This is a genomic window from Bradyrhizobium sp. LTSP849 (genome assembly GCF_000938255.1).
In the GTDB taxonomy this organism is placed as follows: Bacteria; Pseudomonadota; Alphaproteobacteria; order Rhizobiales; family Xanthobacteraceae; genus Bradyrhizobium.
On record NZ_JYMR01000047.1, the window covers coordinates 21,868 to 47,803 of the forward strand.

23 protein-coding genes are annotated in these 25,936 nt (G+C 58.4%); 21 read left to right on the top strand and 2 right to left on the bottom strand.

The features are described 5' to 3' along the window. The first annotated feature begins 10 nt into the window (after positions 1 to 10). Genes rfbC through UB31_RS26585 form a run of 8 tightly spaced genes read left to right on the top strand, consistent with a single transcriptional unit; the run spans position 11 to position 8,680 of the window. Positions 11 to 568, top strand: coding sequence for a dTDP-4-dehydrorhamnose 3,5-epimerase (rfbC, locus tag UB31_RS26550; protein WP_045001605.1), 558 nt, complete (start codon positions 11 to 13; stop codon positions 566 to 568). Between the two features lie 13 nt (positions 569 to 581). Continuing rightward, positions 582 to 1,640: a dTDP-glucose 4,6-dehydratase gene (gene rfbB, locus UB31_RS26555; RefSeq protein ID WP_045013011.1), complete on the top strand. Its 1,059-nt coding sequence runs from the start codon at positions 582 to 584 to the stop codon at positions 1,638 to 1,640. Between the two features lie 8 nt (positions 1,641 to 1,648). Further along, complete coding sequence (gene rfbD, locus UB31_RS26560) at positions 1,649 to 2,638, top strand: dTDP-4-dehydrorhamnose reductase (RefSeq protein ID WP_045013012.1); 990 nt, start codon at positions 1,649 to 1,651, stop codon at positions 2,636 to 2,638. Continuing rightward, positions 2,547 to 3,464 carry a glucose-1-phosphate thymidylyltransferase RfbA gene (gene rfbA / locus UB31_RS26565; RefSeq protein ID WP_063775639.1) on the top strand — a complete coding sequence of 306 codons (918 nt, stop codon included), beginning with the start codon at positions 2,547 to 2,549 and terminating at the stop codon, positions 3,462 to 3,464. Before rfbD ends, rfbA begins: the two co-directional genes overlap by 92 nt. Positions 3,465 to 3,489: 25 nt before the next feature. After that, a complete protein-coding gene (locus UB31_RS26570; protein WP_045001609.1) occupies positions 3,490 to 3,825 on the top strand; it encodes a hypothetical protein in 336 nt (111 codons plus the stop codon). Beyond that, positions 3,803 to 6,016, top strand: a complete 2,214-nt coding sequence (locus UB31_RS26575; RefSeq protein ID WP_082078623.1) for a peptidase domain-containing ABC transporter — start codon at positions 3,803 to 3,805, stop codon at positions 6,014 to 6,016. The genes UB31_RS26570 and UB31_RS26575 overlap by 23 nt, the downstream gene beginning before the upstream one ends. Further along, positions 6,013 to 7,440 carry an HlyD family type I secretion periplasmic adaptor subunit gene (locus tag UB31_RS26580; protein ID WP_082078624.1) on the top strand — a complete coding sequence of 476 codons (1,428 nt, stop codon included), beginning with the start codon at positions 6,013 to 6,015 and terminating at the stop codon, positions 7,438 to 7,440. Before UB31_RS26575 ends, UB31_RS26580 begins: the two co-directional genes overlap by 4 nt. Positions 7,441 to 7,462: 22 nt before the next feature. After that, positions 7,463 to 8,680 (top strand): hypothetical protein, encoded by a 1,218-nt coding sequence (locus tag UB31_RS26585; RefSeq protein WP_245305426.1) that lies wholly within the window; start codon positions 7,463 to 7,465, stop codon positions 8,678 to 8,680. Here the strand turns inward: UB31_RS26585 and UB31_RS26590 are convergent. Next, positions 8,677 to 9,564 (bottom strand): glycosyltransferase family 2 protein, encoded by an 888-nt coding sequence (locus UB31_RS26590; RefSeq protein ID WP_045001611.1) that lies wholly within the window; start codon positions 9,562 to 9,564, stop codon positions 8,677 to 8,679. The genes UB31_RS26585 and UB31_RS26590 overlap by 4 nt on opposite strands. A gap of 200 nt (positions 9,565 to 9,764) precedes the next feature. On the opposite strand from UB31_RS26590, the gene UB31_RS26595 reads away from it, so the two are divergent. From UB31_RS26595 to UB31_RS26635, 9 genes are all read left to right on the top strand, one after another. Continuing rightward, the gene (locus UB31_RS26595) at positions 9,765 to 10,559 is read left to right on the top strand and encodes a WecB/TagA/CpsF family glycosyltransferase (protein WP_045013030.1); all 795 of its coding nucleotides are present in this window, start codon (positions 9,765 to 9,767) and stop codon (positions 10,557 to 10,559) included. A gap of 3 nt (positions 10,560 to 10,562) precedes the next feature. Then, a complete protein-coding gene (wecB, locus tag UB31_RS26600) occupies positions 10,563 to 11,687 on the top strand; it encodes a non-hydrolyzing UDP-N-acetylglucosamine 2-epimerase (RefSeq protein ID WP_045001612.1) in 1,125 nt (374 codons plus the stop codon). Then, positions 11,680 to 12,942, top strand: a complete 1,263-nt coding sequence (wecC, locus tag UB31_RS26605; RefSeq protein ID WP_045001614.1) for a UDP-N-acetyl-D-mannosamine dehydrogenase — start codon at positions 11,680 to 11,682, stop codon at positions 12,940 to 12,942. The genes wecB and wecC overlap by 8 nt, the downstream gene beginning before the upstream one ends. A gap of 68 nt (positions 12,943 to 13,010) precedes the next feature. Then, complete coding sequence (locus tag UB31_RS26610; protein WP_045001616.1) at positions 13,011 to 14,072, top strand: Gfo/Idh/MocA family protein; 1,062 nt, start codon at positions 13,011 to 13,013, stop codon at positions 14,070 to 14,072. Positions 14,073 to 14,120: 48 nt separating this feature from the next. Continuing rightward, a complete protein-coding gene (locus UB31_RS26615) occupies positions 14,121 to 15,590 on the top strand; it encodes an oligosaccharide flippase family protein (protein WP_045013013.1) in 1,470 nt (489 codons plus the stop codon). A 22-nt stretch (positions 15,591 to 15,612) separates the two neighbouring features. Next, positions 15,613 to 16,119, top strand: a complete 507-nt coding sequence (locus UB31_RS26620) for an acyltransferase (RefSeq protein ID WP_045001619.1) — start codon at positions 15,613 to 15,615, stop codon at positions 16,117 to 16,119. Between the two features lie 112 nt (positions 16,120 to 16,231). Continuing rightward, positions 16,232 to 17,410, top strand: coding sequence for a DegT/DnrJ/EryC1/StrS family aminotransferase (locus tag UB31_RS26625; protein WP_045013014.1), 1,179 nt, complete (start codon positions 16,232 to 16,234; stop codon positions 17,408 to 17,410). Next, on the top strand, positions 17,407 to 18,405 hold the full coding sequence (locus UB31_RS26630) for an NAD-dependent epimerase/dehydratase family protein (protein ID WP_045001621.1): 999 nt from the start codon (positions 17,407 to 17,409) through the stop codon (positions 18,403 to 18,405). Before UB31_RS26625 ends, UB31_RS26630 begins: the two co-directional genes overlap by 4 nt. Continuing rightward, the gene (locus tag UB31_RS26635; protein ID WP_045013015.1) at positions 18,402 to 19,541 is read left to right on the top strand and encodes a DegT/DnrJ/EryC1/StrS family aminotransferase; all 1,140 of its coding nucleotides are present in this window, start codon (positions 18,402 to 18,404) and stop codon (positions 19,539 to 19,541) included. The genes UB31_RS26630 and UB31_RS26635 overlap by 4 nt, the downstream gene beginning before the upstream one ends. Positions 19,542 to 19,565: 24 nt before the next feature. Here the strand turns inward: UB31_RS26635 and UB31_RS26640 are convergent, their stop codons facing one another. After that, positions 19,566 to 20,900 (bottom strand): glycosyltransferase family 4 protein, encoded by a 1,335-nt coding sequence (locus UB31_RS26640; protein WP_082078625.1) that lies wholly within the window; start codon positions 20,898 to 20,900, stop codon positions 19,566 to 19,568. Positions 20,901 to 21,227: 327 nt separating this feature from the next. On the opposite strand from UB31_RS26640, the gene UB31_RS26645 reads away from it, so the two are divergent. From UB31_RS26645 to UB31_RS40700, 4 genes are all read left to right on the top strand, one after another. Beyond that, complete coding sequence (locus tag UB31_RS26645; RefSeq protein ID WP_197087135.1) at positions 21,228 to 22,610, top strand: class I SAM-dependent methyltransferase; 1,383 nt, start codon at positions 21,228 to 21,230, stop codon at positions 22,608 to 22,610. A 117-nt stretch (positions 22,611 to 22,727) separates the two neighbouring features. Then, a complete protein-coding gene (locus UB31_RS26650; RefSeq protein WP_045013016.1) occupies positions 22,728 to 23,978 on the top strand; it encodes an acyltransferase family protein in 1,251 nt (416 codons plus the stop codon). Further along, on the top strand, positions 23,975 to 24,979 hold the full coding sequence (locus UB31_RS26655) for a glycosyltransferase family 2 protein (RefSeq protein ID WP_045013017.1): 1,005 nt from the start codon (positions 23,975 to 23,977) through the stop codon (positions 24,977 to 24,979). The genes UB31_RS26650 and UB31_RS26655 overlap by 4 nt, the downstream gene beginning before the upstream one ends. Next, a complete protein-coding gene (locus UB31_RS40700; RefSeq protein WP_197090859.1) occupies positions 24,979 to 25,902 on the top strand; it encodes a right-handed parallel beta-helix repeat-containing protein in 924 nt (307 codons plus the stop codon). Before UB31_RS26655 ends, UB31_RS40700 begins: the two co-directional genes overlap by 1 nt. Positions 25,903 to 25,936: the final 34 nt, after the last annotated feature.

The window sequence follows — 25,936 nt, forward strand, 5'->3', positions numbered from 1 at the left end:
GATACCCACGATGGTGGAAGTACGATGTTTGGCGATCCCTGATGTCAAAATGGTCCGAACCGATCGCCTTTCCGACAGCCGTGGTTATTTCTGCGAGACGTTTCGGCGTTCGGCCTTTGCCGAGAAGGGAATTCCCCATGACTTCGTTCAGGACAACCAGTCATGCTCGGAGCGGGTTGGAACCGTTCGCGGTTTGCACTTCCAGCGGCCACCATTTGCGCAAGCCAAGTTAATCCGGGTGCTAAGCGGGGCAATTCTCGACGTTGTTGTCGACCTCCGGTGGGCGTCGCCGACCTATGGCAAGCATGTCTCGGTGAACCTGGATAGCGAGAACAACGATCAGCTGTTTGTTCCAAAAGGGTTCGCTCACGGCTTCTGTACGCTCCAGCGCCGGACGGTGGTCTTCTACAAGGTAGATGAGATCTATTCTCCCGAGCATGACGGCGGGCTCTATTGGGCCGATCCTGACTTGAGGATCGAGTGGCCGGTGACGGCATCGGCGGCTTTGGTTTCTCCAAAGGACCGGACGCTTCCCACGTTCGATCAACTTGCCTCGATTTTCGCTTAGGAAGGGGTGTGGGATGCGTGTCCTGGTAACGGGCGGCGCGGGCTTTATTGGTTCTGCGGTGTGTCGACAATTGGTGCTGAAGGCGGGTGCCGCGGTAGTCAATGTCGACAAGCTGACCTACGCAGCCAGCTTAGCTTCGTTGGCGTCGATCGACGGCATGAGTTCGTATCGCTTGGTGCAGCAGGATATCTGCGACCAGGAGGCGATGAATGACGTATTCGCCAGATGGGAGCCGAGCGCAGTAATCCATCTTGCGGCGGAGAGTCATGTCGATCGGTCAATTACAGGCTCTGCGGCGTTCATCAATACCAACATAGTCGGGACCTACAATTTGTTGGAGGCGGCCAGGAAATACTACGACGGATTACCAAGTGAGCGGCGCGAACAATTCAGGTTCATCCACGTTTCAACAGACGAGGTCTATGGCTCGTTGGGGCCACTTGGTTGCTTCTGTGAAGATACGCCGTACCGGCCGAGCTCGCCGTATTCGGCAAGCAAGGCAGCCTCAGACCACCTCGCTCTTGCGTGGTTCAAGACATATGGTCTTCCGATCATCGTATCGAATTGTTCAAATAATTATGGCCCCTTCCAATTCCCGGAGAAGCTCATTCCGTTGACAATCCTCAATGCGATCGAGCTCAAGCCGCTGCCGGTCTATGGCGACGGAAGCAATGTACGCGACTGGCTTCACGTTGAAGATCATGCAGCAGGGTTAATAAAGTTGCTGGTCGATGGCCAGCCCGGCGAGAAGTACAATCTAGGCGGCAATTGTGAGCGGTCCAATCTGAATGTCGTGACCCAGATTTGCGACTTGCTCGATCGGTTGTGTCCGGGTTCGGCCGCGAGGCGCTCGCTGATTAAGTTCGTGCCGGATCGTCCAGGGCATGATGCGCGCTACGCCATCGACGCGTCCAAAGTATACCGCGAACTCGGTTGGCAACCCGCGCGCACCTTCGAGCAAGGTCTAGTCGAGACCGTGGAATGGTATCTTGCTAGCCGCACTTGGTGGAGGTGTGCTCGCACCGAGGTCTACGACGGTTCTCGCCTCGGTCTTCTCGCCACGCAACACTGAGGTCACAAATGACTGAGCAACCGATTCTAATAGCTGGTCGGAATGGCCAATTGGCAAGATGCCTAGACGATCTCGCCGCTCTCCGCGGCCTGCGTACGGTGGCTCTTGGGCGCAACGAGCTTGACCTGGAGGCTCGCGTAGGAATCGACAGGACTATCGCTTCCCTCGCCCCCTCAATGATCGTCAACGCCGCCGCCTACACGGCAGTGGATCAGGCAGAATCGGAGCGCGGAAGGGCCTTCAGCATCAACCGGGACGGTGCGGCAGCGTTGGCAAATGTTGCATGGCAAAGGAACATCCCGTTTGTACATGTGTCGACCGATTATGTCTTCGACGGTGCGAAGCAGGGGGCCTACGACGAGGCGGATATTCCCGCACCATTAAGCGTCTACGGCGCCTCGAAGCTCGCGGGGGAGGCGGCTGTCTTGGCAGCGCATCCGCTTGCGACTGTGGTCAGATCCTCCTGGATCTACAGCCCATATGGCACCAACTTCGTTCGGACGATGTTGCGGCTGTCGGAAACGCGCCCGATTGTAAGGGTCGTTTGCGATCAACTTGGAAACCCGACCTCGGCGTCCGCGCTCGCGGCGGCGCTTCTCCAGATCGTGGAACGGGCGCTAACCGATGACCGGCGTACCGTCGCGGGCATCTTCCACCTCGCCGGCGAAGGGGCTACGAGCTGGCACGGTTTTGCGGAGGCAATCTTCGAAGGACTTGCCCGTCGTGGAGTGCGGCCTCCCAAACTCGAAGCGATCACGGCCGAACAGTATCCGTGCGCCGCGCGCAGACCTCCGAATTCGCGACTTGATTCATCCAAGGCCGAACGTGTGTTCGGAATTCGATTGCCGGCCTGGCAGCATTCTCTCGAAGCCTGCCTCGACCAACTCGTCGGAGAAGGAAATACCAATGCTGAAGGGAATCATTTTAGCAGGCGGCAGCGGAACCCGCCTCTATCCGATCACGCGCGTGGTCAGCAAGCAGTTGCTGCCCATCTATGACAAGCCGATGATCTATTATCCCCTGTCGACCCTGATGCTGGCGGGCATCCGAGAGATTCTGGTCATCACGACGCCGGCAGACCGGTGCCAATTTGAGCGACTGCTAGGTGATGGCAGCCAGTGGGGCGTTCGTCTCAGCTACGCGGAACAGCCCCGACCAGGAGGTCTCGCGGAAGCGTTCATTGTAGGCGCCGACTTCATCGGAAGCGATCGCGTGGCCATGATACTCGGGGACAATATCTTCTTCGGAGATGGCTTGAGCGAACTGCTCGCCAAAGCCGCGGCGCGCGAACAGGGCGCGACGGTCTTCGCGTATCACGTGCGCGATCCAGAACGATATGGCGTCGTCAGCTTTGACGAGACAGATCGCCCGGTGCGAATCGAGGAGAAGCCGAATAAGCCGGTGTCAAATTGGGCGATTACCGGCCTCTATTTCTTCGACAATCGCGTTGTTCAGTATGCTCGTCGCGTCGAACCGTCAGCGCGCGGAGAGCTTGAGATCACCGATCTGCAAACGCGCTACCTTTCGGCCAATGCTCTTCATGTGGAGCGAATGGGGCGGGGGTTCGCATGGCTGGATACCGGCACGGTCGAGTCGCTCATCGACGCGGGAATGTTCGTGCAGACACTTGAGAAACGCCAGGGAATGAAAGTGGCGTGCCTTGAGGAGGTCGCCTTCAGGCAGGGATTCATCGATCGCAAACAGGTCCTGGCGCTGGCCGAGCCGTTGGAGAAGAGTGGATACGGTAAGTATCTCAGTGAAATCCTTCGGTTCCCGCAGCCATTTCCGGCTCCGAAAATCGATGTCAGAGTCGATCAACATTAAATTGACGCCGCAAGGAAGCAAGCCGATGCATGACGAACTCTACACCGACGGGATTGACGAGGTCACAATCGGCGGATCGATCGTACGAGTGGACCTGGTAAGTCTTTCTCCCACGGAACGTGACGCCAACAATGCGCCCAAGAAAGTCTTTCTCCAGCGGTTGATCTTCTCAGCGGAGTCGTTCGCGAACTCCGTCGAGGTACTGCAGAACGCGCTTCAGGGGCTTGTCGACGCGGGCGTCATTCAGCGCTCTCAGCCGAGGGCGACCGTAGCGACGCCGCAAGCCTCCTCGTCGGCGGAGCGCATTTCGTTAGTTTCGGATCAACCGCGGTCTCCAAATGTCTCAACCAACTTCCGTTGAAATCGAGCGGTGTGAACCGGGCTCGTCAGCGTCCGACGACGAGGTTCGTTTCGCGGCGTGGACCGCACTTGAATGCCTTTCCAGGATTGCTACCCATCATGGTATCGACCTGCCGTCGGAGCGTCTGCGCCATGCCTATGCTGTCGGCGAACAGGAAGTCTCGACCAGCCTTGTGCTCCGCATGGCGCACGATGCCGGACTTCGTGCTCGATCGGCCCAGCTCGATTGGGAGGCGCTATGTCATCTCGGTGAAGCATACCCGGCCCTTGTTCAGCTCTCGAACCAGAACTGGGTCGTCGTCATGGGCGCTGGGACGCAGGGCGACGGTACGGAGACTGTAACGGTCTTCGATCCGCTGGCTGAGCGGAAGCACGAGCCGGTGGTTGTTGATACAGATCGGTTTTGTACGCGATGGTCTGGAACGGCGATCCTGTTCAAGCGCGAACGCCGGACAACGGACGCCCGCGGGGCCTTCGGACTGCGCTGGTTTGTACCGGAGATGCTACGGGAATGGCGTTTGTTCTCCGATGTCGCGATCGCTGCCGTCTTCCTTTATGCGCTCGGTCTCGCGCTTCCCATCTTCTTTCAACTCGTCATCGACAAAGTTCTTGTGCACGAGAGTTTCACGACGCTTTACGTACTCACGGCCGGCGCGATTGTTGCACTTTGCTTCGACGCCATATTCAGCTTTTTGCGTCGCTACCTGCTTTTGTATGCCACGAACAGGATTGATATCCGGGTCGCGACCAAGACATTCCGGCATCTTCTGGGACTTCCCGTAACGTTCTTCGAGCACATATCTGCCGGCGTCCTCGTGAAGCACATGCAGCAGGCCGGTCGGATCCGCGAATTCCTGACCGGCCGTCTGTTCTTGACCGCACTGGACGCGCTTTCGCTCTTTGTGTTCCTTCCTGTCCTGGCCCTCTACAGCATCAAGCTGACAGGCGTCGTACTGGCCTTCACCGCCGCGAGCGGGTGTGTGGTCGCCTTGTTGATGGGACCGTTCCGACGACGGCTCTATAGTCTCTATCAGGCCGAGGCCGGACGCCAGGCTCTTCTGGTTGAGACCGTGCACGGAATGCGCACGGTCAAGTCGTTGGCCATGGAGCCAACCCAGAACAGGGCGTGGGACGATCGCTGTGCGCAATCCGTTTCGATGCGCTTCGGTGTTGAAAAGATATCGGCGGGAGCTCAGGCGGTGACGGGCTTCCTCGAGAAGATGATGACGCTCGGCATCGTCGTTCTGGGCGCGCTGGATGTGTTCAGCGGCGAAATGACGATTGGCGCGCTGGTCGCCTTCAATATGTTGGCCGGACGCGTTTCGCAGCCGTTGGTTCAATTGGTGACCATGGTGCACGAATATCAGGAGGTTGCACTGGCCGTTAAGATGCTCGGGGAGGTCATGAACCAGCAGCAGGAACGGGACGGCCACCGCGAAGGGCTGCGGCCGGAGTTCGCCGGTCAAATCGAGTTCGAAAACGTGAGTTTCCGCTATGGCGACGGTCCACCCGTGCTGGACGATGTGTCGTTTTCGGTCGCACCTGGGTCGATCTTCGGAATTGTCGGCCGCAGCGGCTCGGGCAAGACGACGCTAACGCGACTTATCGCCGGAATGTATCCGGTGCAGCAGGGATTGCTGCGGATCGATGGTCACGATTCGCGTGAGCTGGATCTGGCCCATTTGCGGCGGAATCTCGGGATCGTACTTCAGGACAGCTTCTTGTTCCGGGGGACCGTGCGCGAGAATATTGCCTGCGTGAAGCGCGACGCGACGTTCGACGAAATCGTCAGGGCGGCTCGGCTAGCGGGCGCCGATGAGTTCATCGAGCGGCTGCCGAGAGGGTTCGACACCATGCTCGAGGAGCAGGCGTCGAACCTGTCCGGCGGGCAGAAGCAGCGCCTTGCGATCGCCCGCGCGCTGATCGTCGATCCGCGTATTCTGATCTTGGACGAAGCGACCAGCGCGCTCGACTCCGAGAGTGAAACGATCATCCGCCGCAACTTGCGCCGTATGGCGGAGGGACGGACCGTCATCATCGTATCGCACCGGCTCTCCATGTTGTCAGACGCGAGCCAGATTCTGGTAATTGACCGAGGCAGGATCGTCGACGTCGACCGTCACGATCGGCTGCTGTCGAAATGCACTATCTACAGGCATCTCTGGAATCAGCAGATGAGGCAGGTCGCATGACCGCCTCCAAGAATTCGCAAGCTGCAGCGGGGTTCGACAGAGCGGGGTCTCCGGCGGTTGCACGGCGGAGGCGGGGACTGTTGAGGCGAGCGCCGATAGAGCCGCGCGTCCTGGCGGAATTTCAGTCAGATGCCGTGGAGATCGAGCAACGTACGCCGCCGCGCGTAGGCCGGATCACGCTCTATTGCGTTGTAGCGGCGATAGCGGCCGGGGTCGTTTTTGCATGCGTCTCGCGTGTTGACACGGTCGTGACGGCGCAGGGCAAGCTGACTACCACGCGTCCCAACCTCGTTGTGCAACCGCTGGAAACCTCGGTTATCCGGGATGTTCATGTCAGGGCAGGTGACTCCGTTAACCGCGGTGAGGTGTTGGCGACGCTCGATCCGACATTTTCGCAGGCTGACCTTGATCAATTGCGCAGCCGGGTCGCCGCCTTCGACGCCTCCATTCACCGGATTCAGGCGGAGTTGGATGGTTCAGAGTACGTCGTTGTGGATCCTGCCGATTCCGACCAGGTCCTGCAACGCAAGGTGTTTATGCAGCGTAGGACCGCATTCGAGGCCCAAATCCAAAACTATGATGCTCAGATCGCGTCCGCTCAAGCCAATCTGAAGACTGCACACGACGAGGAGGATCTGCTGGGTCAACGATTGGACACGATGCGCTCTATCGAAGCCATGAGGAGCGCGTTGATGGCCAAGGAAGTCGGCTCAAGGCTGAACTTCCTGCTTTCCCAAGATGCGCGGCTTGAGGTCGAGAGCAATATGGCTCGCGTTCGCGGCAGCATCGTCGATAACACGCATCGTTTGGAAAAGGCACGCGCGGATCAGAGAGTATTCGCAGAAGAATTTCGGCGGACGGCCTATCAGGAGCTTGTGGAGACCATGCCGAAGCGCGACGGGGCCGCGGAGGAGCTCAAGAAGGTGCAGCTCCGCCGTCGGTTGATCGTACTGCAGGCCCCGGCCGACGCTGTGGTGCTCGAGGTTGCCAACCGAACTATCGGCTCGGTCGTACGCGAGGCCGAGACATTGTTCGTGCTGGTCCCTCGCGATGTGGCGCTCCAGGCGGAGGTCAGGATCGAGGGCAAGGACATCGGGCAGATTGCGGTCGGGCAGCCCGTGCGGATCAAATTCGAGGCATTCCCATTCCAGAAATACGGTACGGCGACCGGTGAGGTACGAGTCATCAGCCAGGACTCGTTCTCACCGGACCCGAAGGCCGAAGGTGCGAACCGCGCGCCAGCTCCCTATTATCGCGTACTGGTCGATTTGCGGGACACGCACCTTCGGCTGCCGTCGGAACGTGTTCAACTGATTCCTGGTATGGCGGTGGCGGCGGAGTTGAAGGTCGGAAAGCGCACGATCATTTCGTACTTCCTCTATCCCTTGATCCGCGGCCTGGATGAAAGCATTCGGGAATATTGACCTGGCAGCTGGGTTTGCAATCATGAACAGTCCGAATAGTAGTGTTAAGCTGGTGATGCCTGCTACGGCGAACAGGCCGTCGGCGAACTCTCCGCTGGTGAACTACGCGCTCAAGGGGTTGGAGCGCTGTTGGTTACCTAAAGAGCACCGTTGGTCGCACATTTATCACCTTGACGGTCGTGCTTCGGCAAACGAGTCGGTACCGCATAGCGACGTGTTTTATACCCTCAATGTGCTGCTTGGGATGTCGCGGGTTGCGGATCTGCCAAACGGTATTGATCTCTCTGAGATATTCCATCGAAATGCTATGAACCTCACCGCCCTTCCCGTGCGCACCTATGCCTTTGGTATGGCTTTGTGGGCCGCCGCCGAACTCGGCCTTCCGATTCCGGAGCAAGTGAATCGCAGATTGAAACAAATCCTTTCGGACCAGGCACGGTGGAATTCGTTCCGCGCGCAGGACCTAGGTATGCTGCTGACGGGAGTCGTGGCTCAAGCCAAGGCTGGCGAAAGGGAGTGGGCGTGTTTCGCCGAACCGCTCTATCGCTTCCTCAGGGAGCGTTTCGGTAGCGATTCCGGATTGTTCTTCGACGCGCCATTCGGGTTTCGGCGCCGTTTCGCATCATTTGCGACCGAGACCTATCTCTCGCTCGCTTGCTATCACTACGGCGAGTTCGCGGGTGACGCCTCCGCGCTTGTCATGGCGGATAAGTGTGTGCGCAATCTGATGGCGCTTCAAGGCCCCCAAGGCGAATGGCCTTGGTTTTTCGATGCGCTGAACGGCCGGGTGCTTGATTTCTACGAAGTCTATTCGGTCCATCAGTATGGAATGGCCCCAGCATTGCTGGAATGGGCGGAGCGCTATGAGCGGCGGGGAGCGCGGGACGCCCTTACTAAGGGATTCAACTGGGTGCTTGGTCAGAACCAGCTTGCACGATCCATGCTCGTGCCCGAACTGAACCTGACCATCCGCTCGCAGGTTCGCGAGCGTGAATTGAAGACCAAGGCACCGCGGGTGCTGCGAGCGCTCAAGAACGCCTGGCTCGGAGCCGGGCAGGAGACGCTGATCGACAGCGCTAGCGTGGGAGTTCGGCTCGAGTGCCGCAGCTACGAACTTGGTTGGATCTTGTGGTCCTTCGGCCGGCGTACCGACCTGCGGAATCTAAGCCACCATGCGGCCTTCGAGGAAATGCCGCCACCGTCCGATGGCGAACCTGAGCCTGGGCGTCCGGTACGCTAGCGGTTCCAGATGACAGCGCTCTGGCCACGGAGCAACGCCAGCATCTTGGCGGTCCGATGGCTTCGGACGGCGCAAAGAACGGCGATCGCCTTGACTCGATCGCTTATTCCCCGGACGCGGCTGGTGGTCAGAACGCTGATCGCGCTAACCGCCGGCGACCCGAAGATGAGAAGCGCGAGCGCGAACCAGCGGATCTGCCAGCCGCGTCTGCCTTGCGCCATGTTGCGGTAGTGCGTGATTTGCCGGTCCCACTTGGCATAGAGCTCCTGAAGGGAACGCCGCGCAGGATGGAGCACGATCATCTCCGGAACATAGCGGAATTGGCGGCCAGCCCGGATTGCCAGTTGTCCCCACTGCATATCTTCCGCGAACTGGATGCCCGGGAACGGTCCGATAGCCGCAAAGTCAGCACGGCGGACAGCAAGGTTCGCCGTCACCGAGTAACCGTGCTTCGTAACGTACAGGCGGTTACGAAAGCCGAAAACGCTTTCGTACGCTTCGATCGCCGTTAAGCGTCCTTTGGCGAGCGGCCAAATCCGAACCTCCCCGCCAAGAATGGTTCCTGGCCCCGCCTGCTGAAACGTTTCATCAATAGCGGTGAGCCAGTCGGGATGCGCGCGGCAGTCCGCGTCCATGAAGGCGAAAATGTCCCCTCGCGCATTCGCGGCTCCGGCGTTTCTCGCCGGCCCGGGCCCCGGCTGCGACTCATGCAGCAGCCGTACGCTACGATGGGCGGCAATAACGTCTACGGGAGGCGTGGCAGAGCCGTTGTCCACCACGATGATCTCGAACAGATCCCGAGACAGGCTCTGGACGTCCAAGCTGCACAGACAGGCTTCCAGCGCGGCGGGTTGGTTGAGGTGCGGAACAATCACCGAAATCATGCGCTGATAATCCCTTCATTATTTAATTTTCCAGGGCTGTTTGCAGCGATTCCTTTCGCTGCAGCTCTGCCGTTTCAGTGTCGATTTAGGCGCCCGGCTTTTAATAATTTAAAACTTGCTATTAAATGGTTGCCAGCTATATTTGGATTAATAAACTTAAATCTAAATTAAACCAAGTGATGTTTTTGGAGGATTTTCCCATGCGTGCGTCATTCTTGGGGTGCCCCGTCGACCTTCTGACGATGGCAGAAACAGTCGAGCTGGCGCGCAATGCCATGCGCACCCGCCGCAGGCTGCAGCATGTAGCGCTGAACGTCGCCAAATTCATCAATATGCGATCCGATCCCATGCTCGCGGCCGATGTCGCCAATAGCGACGTCGTCAGCATCGATGGCATGGGAATTCTATGGGGCGCTCGTGCGCTTGGCCTCCCGGCTACTTCGCGCGTCACGGGCGTGGATCTCCTCATTGAGCTGCTCGCGGTGTGCGCGCAGAACGGCTTCAAGCCCTATTTCCTGGGGGCGACTCCCGACGTCTTGCGGCAGGCAATGGAACACGCGTGCGAGAGGCATCCTTCACTCGTCTTTGCGGGCCTACACGACGGCTATTTCAAGCGCGACCAGGAGACTGAGGTCGTCCGGGACATCCAATCCAGCGGGGCCGATTGTCTCTTCATTGGCATGCCGACACCCCGGAAGGAGCGCTTCCTCGCGGCCCATCGCGATGATCTCGGTGTGCCGTTTATCATGGGTGTGGGTGGTGGGTTCGACATTCTGGCGGGCGCCGTTCAACGCGCTCCGATAAAAATTCAGAAGCTTGGTCTCGAGTGGCTGTACCGCATCTATCAGGAGCCCGGGCGTATGTGGTGGCGATACGCCAGGACGAATACGCTGTTCGCAGGCATTCTTGCGCCGGCCGTTATGCGGCAGGCGCTTCGACGTTCGCTTGGAGCGCTCGGCACGGTTCCGTCGGGTACCAGCCGGATTGGAGGGTGAGGCGTGCACAAGCATTTTCTCATTCTCCTCGGGACCCGACCGGAGGCAATCAAGCTCTTTCCAGTCATCAACCGACTCAAGGCCGAAAAGCGCAAGGACATTACCATAACCATCTGTGCGACTGCACAGCACCGGCAGTTGCTCGATCAAGTCCTGAAGCTGGCCAAAGTGGTCCCGGATTTTGATTTGAACGTCATGACGGCCAATCAGACTCTGGATCATCTCACCGCCCGGCTGCTCGGGGAAATCGGCGAGCTTATGGACAAAGTCAAGCCTACCAGGGTTATTGTGCAGGGCGACACCGCGACGGCCATGACGGGTGCGCTGGCGTCGTATTATCATCGTATTCCGGTCTCGCACATCGAAGCCGGACTGCGAAGTGGAGACATCTTCGCTCCCTGGCCCGAGGAGGTGAACCGAAAGATCGTCGGGTCGATCGCCGATCAGCATTTTGCACCAACACAGCGCGCCGCGAGCGCGTTGCGCTCTGAGAACGTTTCCGATGACCGCATTCACGTCACCGGAAATACCGTGGTCGACGCTCTCATCTTCGCGAAAGCCATGGTCGAAGCCGACCCACAACTCTCTTGTCGTTGGGACGGCATCAAGAAACGCCACGGGAACCGCCGTATTATCCTGGTGACCTGCCATCGGAGGGAGAATTTCGGGGGCGGTGTTACCAACATTGTCAATGCACTAGAGACGATCCTGCGCAGGGAGGACGTTGCTATTGTGCTTCCCGTCCACCCGAATCCGAATGTCCGCGATGTTTTCGCGTCTCGGCTCGCGGACCACCCGAGGGTCGTTCTTATTTCGCCTCAGGAATACACGGACTTTGTGAGCCTCCTGTCGTTATCTCACTTGGTGCTGACCGACTCGGGCGGCGTACAGGAGGAGGCGCCGACTTTCGGGAAGCCGGTCCTGGTGATGCGCGAGACGACCGAGCGTCCGGAGGGAGTGGAAGCGGGCACGGCTCGCTTGGTCGGAGCGGACTACGACAAGATCGTTGCGGAGACATTCCGCCTTCTGGACGATGACGAAACCTACGCCGCCATGGCGCGCTCGCATAATCCGTTCGGGGACGGGCATGCTAGCGAGCGGATTGTGAAAGTCCTTCTCGATGCCTGAATTTCAGAAAGTCTGTGTCGTTGGGCTTGGCTATATCGGGTTGCCGACCGCTGCCCTGATTGCGAGCCGGGGGCTCAAGGTGGTGGGTGTGGACACCAATCAACGTATCGTCGATACAGTGGCGAGCGGCAAGATTCACATCGCGGAGCCCGACCTCGATGGCCTCGTATCCAAGGTCGTATCGAGCGGTGTGCTTACGACGTCGAACAAACCGGAGCCAGCCGACGTTTTCATCATCGCGGTACCTACCCCGATTGATCGCGAGAACCGGCCAGACTTGTCAAGCGTGAATGCCGCCGTCGAGAGCGTCTTAGACCTTCTGGTGCCTGGCAACCTCGTCATTCTTGAATCGACCTCGCCGATCGGAACTACCGAGGGTATCGCAAAACGTCTTGGCGAACGCAGGCCCGATTTGCATATCGGCGTCAACGGCAAGGAAGACGGAGCGATCTACGTCGCTTATTGTCCGGAGCGCGTGCTGCCAGGACGGATTTTGACTGAGCTCATCAACAATGACAGGTGCATCGGCGGGATTACATCAGCCTGCACACGGCGCGCTCAACGCTTCTACAAGATGTTCGTTCGCGGCGCCTGCGTTGGCACCACGGCGCGCGCGGCCGAGCTGGTCAAGTTGACGGAAAACGCCTTCCGCGACACCAACATCGCATTTGCCAACGAGCTTTCGCTGATCTGCGACAGGTTCGACATCAATGTCTGGGAGGTGATCGATATTGCTAACCGTCATCCGCGCGTAAATGTACTGCGGCCAGGGCCGGGAGTCGGCGGGCACTGCATCGCAGTAGACCCCTGGTTCATCATTGATTCCGCGCCGGATCTCGCGCGCGTCATGCGGACGAGCCGCGAAGTTAATAATGCCAAGACGCAAAAGGTCATCGAGCGCATTGAGGCGCTGATCGACGATCATCCGTATGCAAACGTTGCCTGTTGTGGACTGGCGTTCAAGGCCAACGTCGACGATTTGCGCGAAAGCCCGGCGATGGAGATCGCGACCCATCTAGCCGCGAAATATGGTGAACGGATCAAAATTGTCGAACCGAATTTGCGGCGTCTCCCACCTCAGCTCGCGGACTATCGCGTTGCGTTCATGAGCATCGACGAAGCGCTGCGCAGTTGCGAAATCGCAGTTCTTCTTGTCGACCATGATGAATTCAAGATGGTGCCGCTGGCAGAGCGCCGTCATCTCGATGTCGTGGACACGCGAGGCATATGGCAGGACATGCCAGCACGGACGTGATGGCCATTTTGTTCGACCACCAGCCAAACCAGATCAAGGTCTAAACCCAGAACAACGCCGAGGACAGCATGCCAAGCAGCCAACTGGGAATCGGGATTGTGGGGTACGGCTATTGGGGGCCGAATCTCGTTCGTAACTTTGCGGGCAGCCCCGCCGCCCGCGTTGTCGGCGTGAGCGATCTCGATCCGGGCAAGCTGGCCGTCAGTAATCGTCTCTATCCGGGCATTGTGACGACCCAGCACTATGAAGAGCTTCTGAAAAACCCCGAGATTGACGCAATCGCCATCGCGACCCCGGTGCATACACACTACGATCTGGCCCTTGCGGCATTGAGGGCCGGGAAGCATGTTTTGGTGGAGAAGCCCCTTGCGCCAAGCGCGGACCTTGTCTGCCGGTTGATCGATGAAGCCGATCGGCGCGGTTTGACGTTGATGGTTGATCACACGTTTCTCTACACGCCGGCAGTTCAAAAGATTCGTGAGCTCCTGTTGAAGAAAGAGCTCGGGGACATCTACTATTACGATAGCACCCGATCGAGCCTCGGCTTGTTCCAAAAGGATATAAACGTAATATGGGATCTAGCGGTGCACGACATTTCAATCATCCGCTATATTCTCGATGAGGAGCCAATCGCGGTGTCGGCGACGGGATCGTGCCACGTCGCCGGATCGCCGGAGAACATGGCTCACATCACCTTGTTCTTTGCGAATGCGTGCGTGGCCCATGTGAGCGTCAATTGGCTCTCGCCGGTCAAGGTGCGGCAGACATTCATTGGCGGCAGCAAGAAGATGATTGTCTATGACGACCTCGAGCCGACCGAAAAGATCAAGGTCTACGACAAAGGAATTACACTCGACGCGCCGTCCGAAGATGCGCATCAATTTCGGATCGGTTATCGTGCCGGGGACATGTGGGCTCCCCACATCGCGCCGACCGAGGCGCTGCAAACGGAAGTCGAGCATTTTGTCGAGTGTGTGCGTACGGGCGCGCAGCCGATTTCGGACGGGATCTCGAGCCTCCAGGTGATCGAGGTGCTGGAGGCTGCATCGCTTTCTATCGCGCAGCGAGGCGCGCCCATATTCCTCAAACGGTTGCGCGGAATTCCGGAACGCACCAGAGCGACGGCATAATGGTGCCATGACGTAGCATCTCATCGTGGCAGGTGTGGCAGCAGCGCAATGAGCTCAGTACAGCGTTCGATCTTGTTTTCGGCGTTCGACCGCTACGCCAGCCTTCTGCTTTTCGTTGTCGTGACCGCGGTGCTTGCCCGTTTGTTGTCGCCGTCGGAGTTCGGCATCTATGCGGTTGCGAACGCCATCATATCGGTGATCTCTGCTTGTTTTCAGGAGTTTGCAGGTGCGAGCTATTTGGTTCAGAAGCGAGAATTGACGCGCGCAAATGTGCAGACCACGTTCACGATTACTATGGTGATCTCGGCGGCGGCCGCCATGGCTCTATTTGCGCTTGCCCAACCGCTTTCGCACCTATTCGAGATGCCAAGCTTGAAGCGCGGCATCGAGGTTTCTGCGCTCAATCTTCTCCTGTTGCCGTTTTCCGGAACCATATCGGCGCTGTTCCGGCGAGAGATGGAATTCGGCGTGCTGGCGATCTGCAATCTGATAGCCGGTATGGTGGTCGCGACCGTTTCCGTCGTCCTCGCAGTTGCTGACTTCAGCTACATGGCGCCGATCTGGGGTGGCGTGGCGGGCAACGCGATGTTAGCTCTGATGCTGCTGATGTGGCGGCGCGATTTTGGCGCGATGCGCCCGTCGCTGCTCGATTGCCGTGAGATCGTCGGCTTCGGTCTTTATTCCGGTGCGGTTAGCGTCGTTAACGTATTCTACGGCCTCGCGCCTCAGCTGTTTCTGGCAAAGATTCTCGACTTCGCCTCGGTCGGTCTGTACAGCCGGGCGACCGCCTTGACGCAAGTGTTCGACAAGTTGGTCACGCAGGTCCTAAGCCCTGTAATCATGCCGGCGGTTGTCGCCCGTAGCAAGGCCGGAGGCGACTTGAAGTCCGTCTACCTTGACGCCGTTCAGTTGCTCTCTGTTGTACAATGGCCGTTCATGATTTTTGTCGCAGTCATGGCGCGGCCTATCGTTTTGCTCTGGCTTGGTCCGACCTGGCTGGAAATCGTTCCGGTGGTGCGCCTTCTATGTGTCGGTAGCTTGGCGCTGTTCGCTGCCTGCCTGACCTACCCGGTATTCGTTACCGTCGGAAGGGTACATGATGCGCTGATCTCGTCTCTGATCTCGCTTCCGCCATCGCTTCTCGTCATTTTCGGGGCATCGTTCCTGGGCGTAGAGGCGGTGGCAGCATCGGCGATCCTGACGTTGCCATTCCAAGCCGCCGTGGCGGTATATTTTCTCGGGCGCCAACTCAACTTCAGGCCCGGAGAATTTGCGCGTGCTCTGCTAAAGAGCGGAATTGTAACGGCTATCGCATCATCCGGTGTGATTATAAGTGCAACGTTGACAGAGGCGGAGAGCCTCGCGCCCGTTGTCGCTTTGATGTCAGGGGGCGTCGCCGTCGCGTTATGTTGGTGGCTGGGGCTGGTTATCACGGGACACCCGCTGCTGCATGAACTTCATCGGGCTGCAATCGGTCTGGTCGAGTCGCTCCAGGGCCGTCGCGCCCGATACCCGTAGCCGTATAACTAGGAGTTCAAACATGCCCATAACGCAAGACGTCAAGCTTGGTCGTGACGTCCGCATCCTCCATCCCGAACTGGTCAATTTATATGGATGCGAAATCGGTGATGAGAGCAGGATTGGCACGTTCGTCGAAATCCAGGCTGGCGCAATTGTCGGTGCTCGCTGCAAGATATCGTCACACAGCTTCATCTGCGAAGGTGTAATCATCGAGGACGAGGTATTCGTCGGCCATGGCGTTATGTTTACGAACGACAAGCATCCGAAGGCGACCACGTCCGATGGCCGTCCTCAGGGGGCTTCCGACTGGACGCTACAGCGCACCCAGGTGGGGAAGGGAGCGTCCATTGGCTCGAATGCTACAATTCTATGCGGTGTGACGATCGGGGCCGGCGCATTGGTCGGCGCCGGAGCGGTGGTAACGAAGGATGTGCCGCCGGCAGCCATTGTTGCGGGAGTGCCGGCTCGCGTTGTTTCCGCGAAAAACACGACGTTGACTGACCGCATATCTCAAACAGCTCCATAAACCATCTTTACGAGTTGAGTCCTCGATATCCATTGCGCCGATTTAATGCTTGATTAATTAGAATAATAATAGTTTAAATATTTTAAATCTCGACAAGCTCTGAGGTCATACATTGATACCATTTCTGGATTTGAAAGCCCAATACAGCCAGATCAAGTTCGACATCGACGCGGCAGTCGCACGGGTTATCAACAGTGCGGAGTTTGTGCAGGGGTCGGAGGTGACGGCGTTCGAGCAACGTTTTGCGGATTATTGCCAGACGGCCCATTGTCGCGCAGTGAACAGTGGGACATCGGCGCTTCATTTGGCGCTGCTCGCGGCAGGCATTGGACCGGGCGATGAAGTCATCACCGTGTCGATGACGTTCGTCGCGACAACCGCGGCCATTCTCTACAGCGGCGCCAAGCCGGTGTTCGTCGATGTCGATCCGGCAACATGGACAATGGATCCAGCCGCCATCGAGGCCGCGATAACGCCGCGAACGAAAGCGATCCTACCCGTTCACCTTCACGGACTGATGGCCGAGATGGATCCGATCATGTCGATCGCCCGTCGCCATGGCCTGGTGGTCATTGAGGACGCGGCGCAGGCCCACGGTGCGGAATACAGGGGCCGCCGCGCCGGCTCGATTGGCGATCTCGGATGCTTCAGCTTCTATCCCGGCAAAAATCTGGGCGCATTTGGCGAAGGAGGAGCAGTCGTAACGAACCGGCCCGAATTCGCGCGCCGCGTGGCATTGCTGCGCGATTGGGGCCAGGAGGCAAAATACGACCACGTTATCGCCGGATACAACTATCGGATGGACGGCATTCAGGGCGCGGTACTGAACGTGAAGATGCGTCACATCGAATCCTGGACAGAGGCGCGACGTACGATCGCCCGGCAATACGATGCGTTGCTATCGAGCCTTCCATTCGCTCACCCCGAGCCGCCTTGGCACAGCCGCCACGTCTACCACGTGTATGCGATCAGGTTGCCGCAGCGCGAGGAGGCCCTGAAGAGGTTGCGTGAGGCGAGCATCGGCGCCGGAATTCACTACCCCGTTCCGGTGCACCTGCAGAAGGCATATGCGGAACTCGGCTATCGGCCCGGCGATCTTCCTGTCACCGAGATGCTTGCAAACGAATTCCTTTCACTTCCGGTCTATCCAGAGTTGCTGCCGGAACAGGTGGCCGAAGTCGTATCGACATTGGCGTGTCTGGCGACATCATCCTCCAGCCGGCCGGTTAGCGCCGAAGACCAAACTTCACAAGACCTCATGGCAAGGTCCCACAATAGGAGAGCGTCTTGATCGATCTCAAGGGAAAACGGGTTCTGGTCACCGGCGGGGCGGGATTCATCGGCTCGCATATCGTTGATCTGCTCTGCGACGAGGGCTGCATCGAAATCGTCGCCCTCGACAACATGGTCAGGGGCAGGCCTGAAAATGTACGGCGGGCGCTCGGCCGTGGACCGGTGCGGTTGGTTCATGGCGACATACGCGATCGCAAGCTGATGGAGGCGTTGGTCAAGTCCGCCGATATCGTCTTTCACCAGGCTGCCCTGCGCATCACTCATTGTGCAACCGAACCGCGCCTTGCCAAAGAAGTCATGGTGGACGCCACCTTCGACCTGCTCGAGCTGTGCACCAAATACGACATCGAGAAGATCATCGCAGCATCGTCCGCCTCCGTCTACGGTATGGCCGAGGAGTTTCCAACGACCGAGCGGCAAAATCCGTATAATAACCGAACTCTCTACGGCGCGGCCAAAGCGTTTAACGAAGGGCTGCTGCGGGCCTTCAATGATGTAAGCGGCCTCGACTACGTGGCATTTCGCTATTTTAATGTCTATGGCAGCCGCATGGATATCCACGGGCGGTACACCGAAGTGTTGATCAGGTGGATGGAGAGGCTCGAAGCAGGGTTGTGTCCAATCATCTTTGGTGATGGCCATCAAACCATGGATTTCGTGCACGTCCGCGACGTCGCGCGGGCCAATATTCTCGCGGCCAGGGCAAAGGTTACCGATGAGGTCTTTAACATCGGCAGCGGTACCGAGACCAGTTTGATCCAACTCGCTGAAGCTCTCGCATCGGTGATGGGGCGCCGCGGCCTCGCGCCCGAATTGGCACCTGAGCGCTCGGTCAACCCGGTCCCGCGTCGGCTGGCATCCACGGGCAAGGCGGAGCGCCTGCTGGGCTTCCGCACCGCGGTTTCACTTGAGCAGGGTCTTGCAGACCTGGTGAAATGGTGGCGCACCGAACGTGACGCGACGGTCCGTCAAGGACAGGCGGCGGCGTCGTGATTCCGATTGCGGCACCCCTTCTGGCCGAGGCGGAGGCTGACGCTGCCCGCGAAGTCGTGCTATCGGGCTGGCTCTCGCAAGGGCCGCAGGTCGCCGCATTCGAGCGCGAGTTCGCTTCCCAGGTCGGTGCCCCGCACGCGTGTGCCGTAGCGAATTGCACGACCGCCCTGCAGCTCGCCTTGGCCGCGTTGGAAATTGGTAGCGGCGATGAGGTGATTACGGTCAGTCACTCCTTCATCGCGACCGCGAACGCCATCCGATATCAGGGCGCTACTCCGGTGTTTGTCGATATTGATCCGGAGACATACAATCTGGATTGCCGGCAGCTAGCCGAAGCCATTACCGAGCGAACCCGAGCGGTCATCGCAGTCCATCAGATGGGTATGCCTTGCGACATGGCCGCGCTCTTGGCCGTGGCAAATCGCCACGGCATCACCGTGATCGAGGATGCGGCCTGTGCGATCGGCTCGCAAATCCGGATAGGCGAGGAGTGGCAGCCGATCGGCAGGCCCCATGGACACATTGCGTGCTTCTCCTTCCATCCCCGGAAGGTAATGACGACTGGCGAGGGCGGAATGCTCTCCACCGCAGACCCTGAGCTCGATCGCAAGTTCAGGCTCCTGCGCCAGCACGGTATGAGCGTTCCGGACAGTGTGCGTCACGGCTCGCCGCGCGTCATCTTCGAGGAATACCTCCTTGTCGGCTACAACTACCGAATGACCGATATACAAGCGGCGATTGGGCGCAAACAGCTCGAGCGGCTTCCGCAGCTGATTGCTCGACGGCGCAGGTTAGCATCTCGCTACGTCGAACTGCTTGGCAATACCGAGGGACTGCGGTTGCCTTTCGAACCGGAATGGGCCCGGTCGAACTGGCAGAGCTATTGTGTACGTTTGCCAGATCGAATCGACCAGCGGGCGATGATGCAATCGTTGCTCGATCAGGGAATCGCCACGCGCCGCGGCATTATGTGCTCGCATCGCGAAGCGCCTTATGCTGGCTTGAAGCCGCGTCATGTTCTGCGGCAATCGGAGCTCGCTCAGGATCACGCCATCCTGCTGCCGCTCTATGCACAGATGAGTGACGAGGATCAGGAGCGCGTCGCGACCGCTGTAAGGGCAGAACTCGCCCGCTGAGACTACGACGCGCCGTGTAGCAGGTCAGCGATCGGGGTGCTGGGATATCTCTGGGGCCGTATCCGACGCGACCATATCGGTTCGAGAGGCGATTGGTTTCATCGCGTGATGCGCTGTGGATAGAACGGCAGAGATTCGAGCGAGATCATTGTCGTCTTCCCCGGAAGCCGAACCAATCCATCGCCGGTACTTCCGCTGAAGCTTGTAGCCGGCAACGCTGGCAACGCATCGAGTGGCATCTGCGAAACGTTGTTGGGTAGATAGCTTGTTGCGCACGGCGCGCAGATAAATCTGCTCAATCGCTCGTGCTGCGTGCTCAAGGCTGAAGCGGTGTTCCACCAAACGGCGCCCGAATGCCCCCAAATCACGACGGAGCGGTGCAGAGGTGAGGGCGGTCTCGAGAGCCGATCGAAGTGCCTCTGCGCCGGCACCACGAGAGCCCATGCCGAGGCCGTACCAGCCCTGTCGTAGGAAAATCGGGGCAGTCTCCTGCGTCAAGAGTTCGCTGAATCCGTGCTCGCCAATGACCACCAGCGGCTTGCCAAACGCCATGCCTCGCAGGGCCGAACCTCCCTGGCCGATGATAATGTCCGCGGCAGCGTAGGCCGGGCGTGGATCCGACATCTCACCCACGAGCACGACTGCTGTTCGGCCGGCTGCGGCATTGGCCCCGGCTGCGCGCTCGGAGACGAGGGGCCGCGCGGGCCCGTCACCGATGATGATCAGCCGCACGGGCCGCCCGTCGAGGGCCATCGCCCCGACGGCGTCGCAGGCCGAAAGCAGACCCTCCAACTTAAGGTTCGGCACCAGCCGACAGATCATCGCGATCGTTATCTCGTCAGGTGCAATTCCGTAAGCAAGGCGAAAACCGGAGCCATCCAGCAGCGGGTGGTCGGATATCGTGTCGACCGGTGGCTCGAGCAGGGTGACGTCTCGATGTCCAGCCGCGAGGGCGGCTTGCCGGATCATTTCTGTGCCGACAGTCAGGGGAGTGTTGCGTGGAAGGAAGGGCGGCACGGACATCGACATAACCGTCCCGACCACGGCGGCCCTGCTCGATAGAGCTAGGCTCAGAAAGGCCTCGACTATGGGCGGCCACTCATGGCCGTGCACCACATCGATCGAACCTTCCTTGACGATACTGCGCAGCATGCGGCCGACGGTGGGCGACGGCCGGGCCCGATGCCGCGGAAATTCGACATGCCTAAGGCCCGCCTCCCTCACCCTGTCCAGGAGAGGACCAGGTTCGGAAGCCACAGTCACATCATGACCGAGATGTTGAACTGCCTCGGCAAGCTGCAAAGCATTGAGTTGTGATCCTCCCAACTCCATAGAATGTGGGTAGATCAGCACCTTCATGCCGGCATGATTCCTCAGGATGGCTGCCTCGGTCGGGGATGTTCGACGGAATTCACATCGTTTTTCAATGGTGGAACAGCGTTTAAATTAAATCAATAATAATGTCGACATTAAAAGATAAAATGTTTAGCTTGGGAGATATGTTTCTCATATTTGCAGCAGCGTAATCCCTGAAACCAAGATTTGGCGGGCGCGATGAATACGCATGTCACTCAGGAGGCGGTGAGGCGGGCGGCCCACGCTCCGCCTCGTGTGCTGGTCGCAATTGCGAGTTATGGGAGCACCAATGATCTTCATCTAGAACGTGTCGTCAAGGAATATAGGTCGATGGCATTCGCCGTCGATATCGTCGTGCTCTCAAATCTCGACAAACGGGCTTCGCTCGGAACAGATTGTATTGTCGGGCTGCCCAGCAAGAATCCGTGGTCTTTGCCATTCGCACACAAGAAGCTGTTTGCAGAGCGCTGCGACCAATACGACCTCTTCATTTATTCGGAAGACGACATCCTGGTCACCGAGCGGAACATCCGCGCTTGGCTCGAAGTGACACCATTCATGTCCGGGAACGAGATTGCCGGTTTTCTACGGGTGGAATTTGGGAAAGATGGCCGCCGAAACTACCCCGATGTTCATGCTCATTTTCACTGGGATCCTTCCTCGGTCAGACGGCGGGGCGATTGTGTTCTGGCGCATTTCACCAATGAGCACGCTGCCTGCTTTGTCCTGACGCGCGAGCAGCTCCGTAACGCGCTGCGTTCTGGGGGATTCGACGTTGTTCCGCATGAAGGTAAGTACGATCTTGCCTGCACAGCAGCAACAGATCCGTATACCCAGTGCGGGTTGACCAAATTGGTCCCGATCTCCCGTCTGGAGGATTTTACCGTACACCACCTGTCCAACCGCTATATCGGTCAGATGGGTGTCGGCGCAGAAGAGCTTCGCCGGCAGACGGACGCTCTGATGCAAGTCGCCGAAGGCATGTACGATGCCTGCTCCTTGCTGCCAACGGAAACCCGTCTCCGGCATGCAGCTTTTTCGAAGGACTATTATGAGCCAGCGGCAGACGAAATCGTGTCTCTGGTGCCGACAGCTGCGCGCAGTGTTCTCTCGGTCGGTTGCGGCTCCGGCGGCACGGAAAAGCGGCTGCAGGCCGGCGGTTTGCGAGTGGTGGCAATACCTCTGGATCCCGTGATCGTGGCCGGTCCGGCCGCGAACGGAATCGAAATGATCTACGGAGATATGAATGGTGCCGAACGAAGGCATCGCCAAGCATACGACTGTGTCATTTGCCTTAACCTCCTGCACCTCGCCCGTGATCCGCAGAAGCTGCTCCAGCAGCTACGGTGGTTCATGCACGAGCGATCGGTTGCCGTCATCCAAATGCCCAACATGAGGTCTCCGAGGGCGTTTCGATCCTACCTCCGGGCGGCGAGGCAATCCAAACGGTCCAGCAAATATCAGGTCTTTGGAGTCCATTTTGCGTCGGCTCGGCAACTGAGGAAGTGGTGCGCCGCAGCGGGACTGCACGTTGACAAGGTGCTCGGAATTCCAGCGCGTCGCGGTGATGGCCTGTTTGGCATGACGTCAGTTCTTGCAGGGATAATGCCGAGGGCTCTTTCACTTCCGCTCGCTGAGTCCATCGTCGTGATCGCTTCAAAAGCAGGGAAAGATGGCCGCGCCGTCGAACCGCAGGTGCTGGGTTCCGATTGAAAGGCAGCTCGATGCTCCGCGTGGTTCATGCATTAAATATAATCATTGTTTAATTTCTTTTGACATTTAATAATCTCGTCGGGATAATGCTTTAATATCAATTTGCGCGAGAATTCGATGTCTTTGATCCGGCGAGCGACGATCAGTGACCGGCTCGCCAGCGTGTCAGCCCGAGGACCTGGTTTTGACCAGATCAGGCTTGTGGCCGCGCTGATAGTCCTCGCTCACCACGCGTGGTGGGGCGTCAATGACGTTCTCTATCAGTTCAGCGGCGGTTTCATTCAGCTCGGTCTGTTTGCAGTCGTTATTTTCTTTTGCGTAAGTGGCTTCCTGCTCGCACCGGGCCTGGTTCGATCGGGCGACTTGGTTAAGTTCGCAGTGAATAGAGCGTTGCGGATTTTCCCCGCACTTTTCGTCGTTGTCGTCGCGTCTATGTTCGTGTTGGGCCCCGCCCTCACGACTTACTCCTTGGCTGACTATTTTGGGAGCCCCGAACTCTACTCGTACCTGAAAAACGCCGTCACGCTGATGTCTCACTACCTGCCCGGGGTCGTGCGGTATGGACATGAAGTTCAGATCAATGGCCCGCTCTGGACGCTCAATATCGAGATCTGGTCATATGCGGCGCTGGTAGTGCTGAGCGTCGTCGGATTTCTAGGCCGTCGCGTGCTGACGTTGGTTGTTTGGGGCCTGTTCTATCTTGCCTATGTCGCGCTGGCGTTCGCTCCTTCGCTGCACGCCCTTTGTCCGCAACGCCTCGTGGACTTCATCAGTCTCTTCATCTACTTCATCACCGGCACATGTCTCTATCTCTACGGCGACAGAATTCCGTTATCGGGATTCTGGGCGGGGCTGGCTGTGGGACTCGCATTGGTTGGCGCAGCCGGAGGATTCAGTGCGGTCGTGCTGCCGTTATGCATACCCTACGTCGTGGTGTATTTCGGACTTTCCGACCTCGCCGCTCGAGTGCCGCTCAAGCACGATCTGTCATATGGCGTATATTTGATCCATTCGCCAGTCATACTGGCGATGGTGACGATGTTTGATCTTCAGGCCGGCTGGCGGCTGGCCACTTTCGCAGCACTCGCGACTCTTATTCTGGCGTACGCCTCTTGGCGATTTGTCGAAGAGCCGGCGCTGAGGCAAAAGGCACCGGTCTTCAATTGGGTGTCCTCGCGCCTCCGGACCTTTGCCCGTCGGCAGCGTCTCGTAATCCCCGCTGCGGCGCGACAATACGAGCGGCGCCACAATGTGATGGAGAACCTTGAAGCTGATTCAGTGCAGCGGCGCGAAGGCGCGTATACACCCGATTTGAAGGCGGTAGTCCGCATCAGACGGAGAGCTCTTAAGGGAGCAGAGTTACGATGAGCAACGCTTTCGGTGGTGAAAAGCCGTTGGGATCGGGCAGCCAGCTGGATGTCTCGATCATTGTGGTGAGCTACAATACCCGAGACATCACGCTCGACTGCCTGTCGTCAATTGTCGTGGAAACATTGGTTGCGAGCTATGAAATAATCGTTGTCGACAACAACTCATCCGACGGCAGTGCCGCTGCGATCTCGCGTCAATTCCCTGAGGTCAAATTGGTTGCGCTGGATGACAACGTTGGGTTCGGTCGCGCCAACAATATGGCCGTACAGGAGGCGCGCGGTCGACGAATACTTCTACTCAATCCGGACACGATCATTCTTGACCATGCGATCGATCGCCTGGTCGAGTTTGCCGAAGAAAATCCTTCATTTCATGTGTGGGGCGGACGCACGCTCTTTCCGGATGGCAGCCTCAACCGTACGTCCTGCTTTCGAAGAATGAGCCTGTGGAATTTGTTATGCTTTGCGCTGGGGTTTACATATTTCGGCCGGGAAAATCGGATTTTCAATTCCGAGGCCTATGGCGGGTGGGACCGAGATACCGAGCGGCACGTCGACATCGTTACGGGCTGTTTTCTGCTGATAGACCGAATGCTCTGGGACAAGCTCGGAGGCTTCGATCCGATATTCTTCATGTACGGAGAAGAGGCGGACCTCTGCCAGCGTGCACGCTCATTGGGGGCGCACCCCGCCGTCACGCCTGACGCCACCATCGTCCACTATGGCGGCGCATCGGACATCGTGCCTGTCGACAAGCGGGTCAAAGTGTTCAAGGGGCGGATGACGCTGATCAATCGCCATTTTGGCTGGCCGGCGCGGACGATCGGCCATGTGTTGCATTTGATTGCACCGCTCACACGCTGGTGCGGCTACGGAATGGCGGCTGCGGTAGCGCGAAATTCGGAATGGCGAAGGAATGCCGAATACTGGGGAGCAGTCTGGAAGCGCCGCCGAGAGTGGGTCAACGGCTATCAGACATACAGGGCCGAAGCAGCGTGATGATGATGGTATCCGCCGGCAGTGCCGGATCGACGGCAGGCGGCTGTAAGCGCCGATGGGGACGCGGTGTGCTCGCCACAGCGTTCATTGTCGGTTGGGTTTCCCTATTCGAGATTGCGACAGGCCTGGCACTCGAGCCGAACGATCCGGCGAAGCCGCGATTGTCCGCATCTTGGCCCGATGCAACCAGTACAGGGCCCGGTGATCACAAGCTGGAGCGATCCGGGCCGCTTACGGTCACTTCTGGAGGTACGACTATTTCAGGCCTAGATATCCATGGCGGTGTTACCATCAGCGCCGACAACGTGACCATCGAGATGTCACGTATCTCGGCAAACGCCTGGGCCGTCATCAAAATCGATCCACACCAAACCGGAATTGTCGTGAGGGATTGCACGATCGATGGATTGGGCGCGGACCCTGATGGCAACGGAAACCAGGGCATCATGGGGCAGGGCACATTCCTGCGCAACAACATCTCCAACGTCGAAAATGGCATCGTGCTGACTGGAAATAGAAACCTGATCGAGGGCAATTTCATTCACGATCTCGATGCCGGCGGCACCCCGCACTATGACGGTATTCAGATCGATGGCGGAATTTCCGACGTGGTCATCCGGCACAACACGATCATCAATTCGCATGGCGCCGCCAGCGCTATCATGATTGACAACGAATTTGGACCGGTCTCCAACGTCGTAATCGAGGACAATCTCCTGGCGGGCGGCAGCTATACGATCTATTCCGACGGGAAGTTTAACGACAGTCCAATATCCGGCATCTCGATCACCAATAATCACATTGGTCCTGGACAGTACGGGCCCGTCCTGTTTCGGAAGAATAGGCCCAACTATCTTCAGAATGAGAACGATGGTTGGTCGTTGGTTCGTAATCTGAGATTTGATAGTTCGGCGCGGGAGTAGTCTGCACATGAAGCGCCGGCTTGTTGTGCCGCAT

Coding starts and splice junctions, on each gene's coding strand:
- UB31_RS26655 (WP_045013017.1), top strand. CDS start 23,975: ATGAGCAACGCTTTCGGTGGTGAAAAGCCGTTGGGATCGGGCAGCCAG.
- UB31_RS26575 (WP_082078623.1), top strand. CDS start 3,803: ATGTCTCAACCAACTTCCGTTGAAATCGAGCGGTGTGAACCGGGCTCG.
- rfbA (WP_063775639.1), top strand. CDS start 2,547: ATGCTGAAGGGAATCATTTTAGCAGGCGGCAGCGGAACCCGCCTCTAT.
- UB31_RS26580 (WP_082078624.1), top strand. CDS start 6,013: ATGACCGCCTCCAAGAATTCGCAAGCTGCAGCGGGGTTCGACAGAGCG.
- UB31_RS26620 (WP_045001619.1), top strand. CDS start 15,613: ATGCCCATAACGCAAGACGTCAAGCTTGGTCGTGACGTCCGCATCCTC.
- wecC (WP_045001614.1), top strand. CDS start 11,680: ATGCCTGAATTTCAGAAAGTCTGTGTCGTTGGGCTTGGCTATATCGGG.
- rfbB (WP_045013011.1), top strand. CDS start 582: ATGCGTGTCCTGGTAACGGGCGGCGCGGGCTTTATTGGTTCTGCGGTG.
- UB31_RS26610 (WP_045001616.1), top strand. CDS start 13,011: ATGCCAAGCAGCCAACTGGGAATCGGGATTGTGGGGTACGGCTATTGG.
- UB31_RS26570 (WP_045001609.1), top strand. CDS start 3,490: ATGCATGACGAACTCTACACCGACGGGATTGACGAGGTCACAATCGGC.
- UB31_RS26590 (WP_045001611.1), bottom strand. CDS start 9,564: ATGATTTCGGTGATTGTTCCGCACCTCAACCAACCCGCCGCGCTGGAA.
- UB31_RS40700 (WP_197090859.1), top strand. CDS start 24,979: ATGATGATGGTATCCGCCGGCAGTGCCGGATCGACGGCAGGCGGCTGT.
- rfbC (WP_045001605.1), top strand. CDS start 11: ATGGTGGAAGTACGATGTTTGGCGATCCCTGATGTCAAAATGGTCCGA.
- UB31_RS26615 (WP_045013013.1), top strand. CDS start 14,121: ATGAGCTCAGTACAGCGTTCGATCTTGTTTTCGGCGTTCGACCGCTAC.
- UB31_RS26650 (WP_045013016.1), top strand. CDS start 22,728: ATGTCTTTGATCCGGCGAGCGACGATCAGTGACCGGCTCGCCAGCGTG.
- UB31_RS26585 (WP_245305426.1), top strand. CDS start 7,463: ATGAACAGTCCGAATAGTAGTGTTAAGCTGGTGATGCCTGCTACGGCG.
- UB31_RS26645 (WP_197087135.1), top strand. CDS start 21,228: ATGGCATTCGCCGTCGATATCGTCGTGCTCTCAAATCTCGACAAACGG.
- rfbD (WP_045013012.1), top strand. CDS start 1,649: ATGACTGAGCAACCGATTCTAATAGCTGGTCGGAATGGCCAATTGGCA.
- UB31_RS26640 (WP_082078625.1), bottom strand. CDS start 20,900: ATGAAGGTGCTGATCTACCCACATTCTATGGAGTTGGGAGGATCACAA.
- UB31_RS26595 (WP_045013030.1), top strand. CDS start 9,765: ATGCGTGCGTCATTCTTGGGGTGCCCCGTCGACCTTCTGACGATGGCA.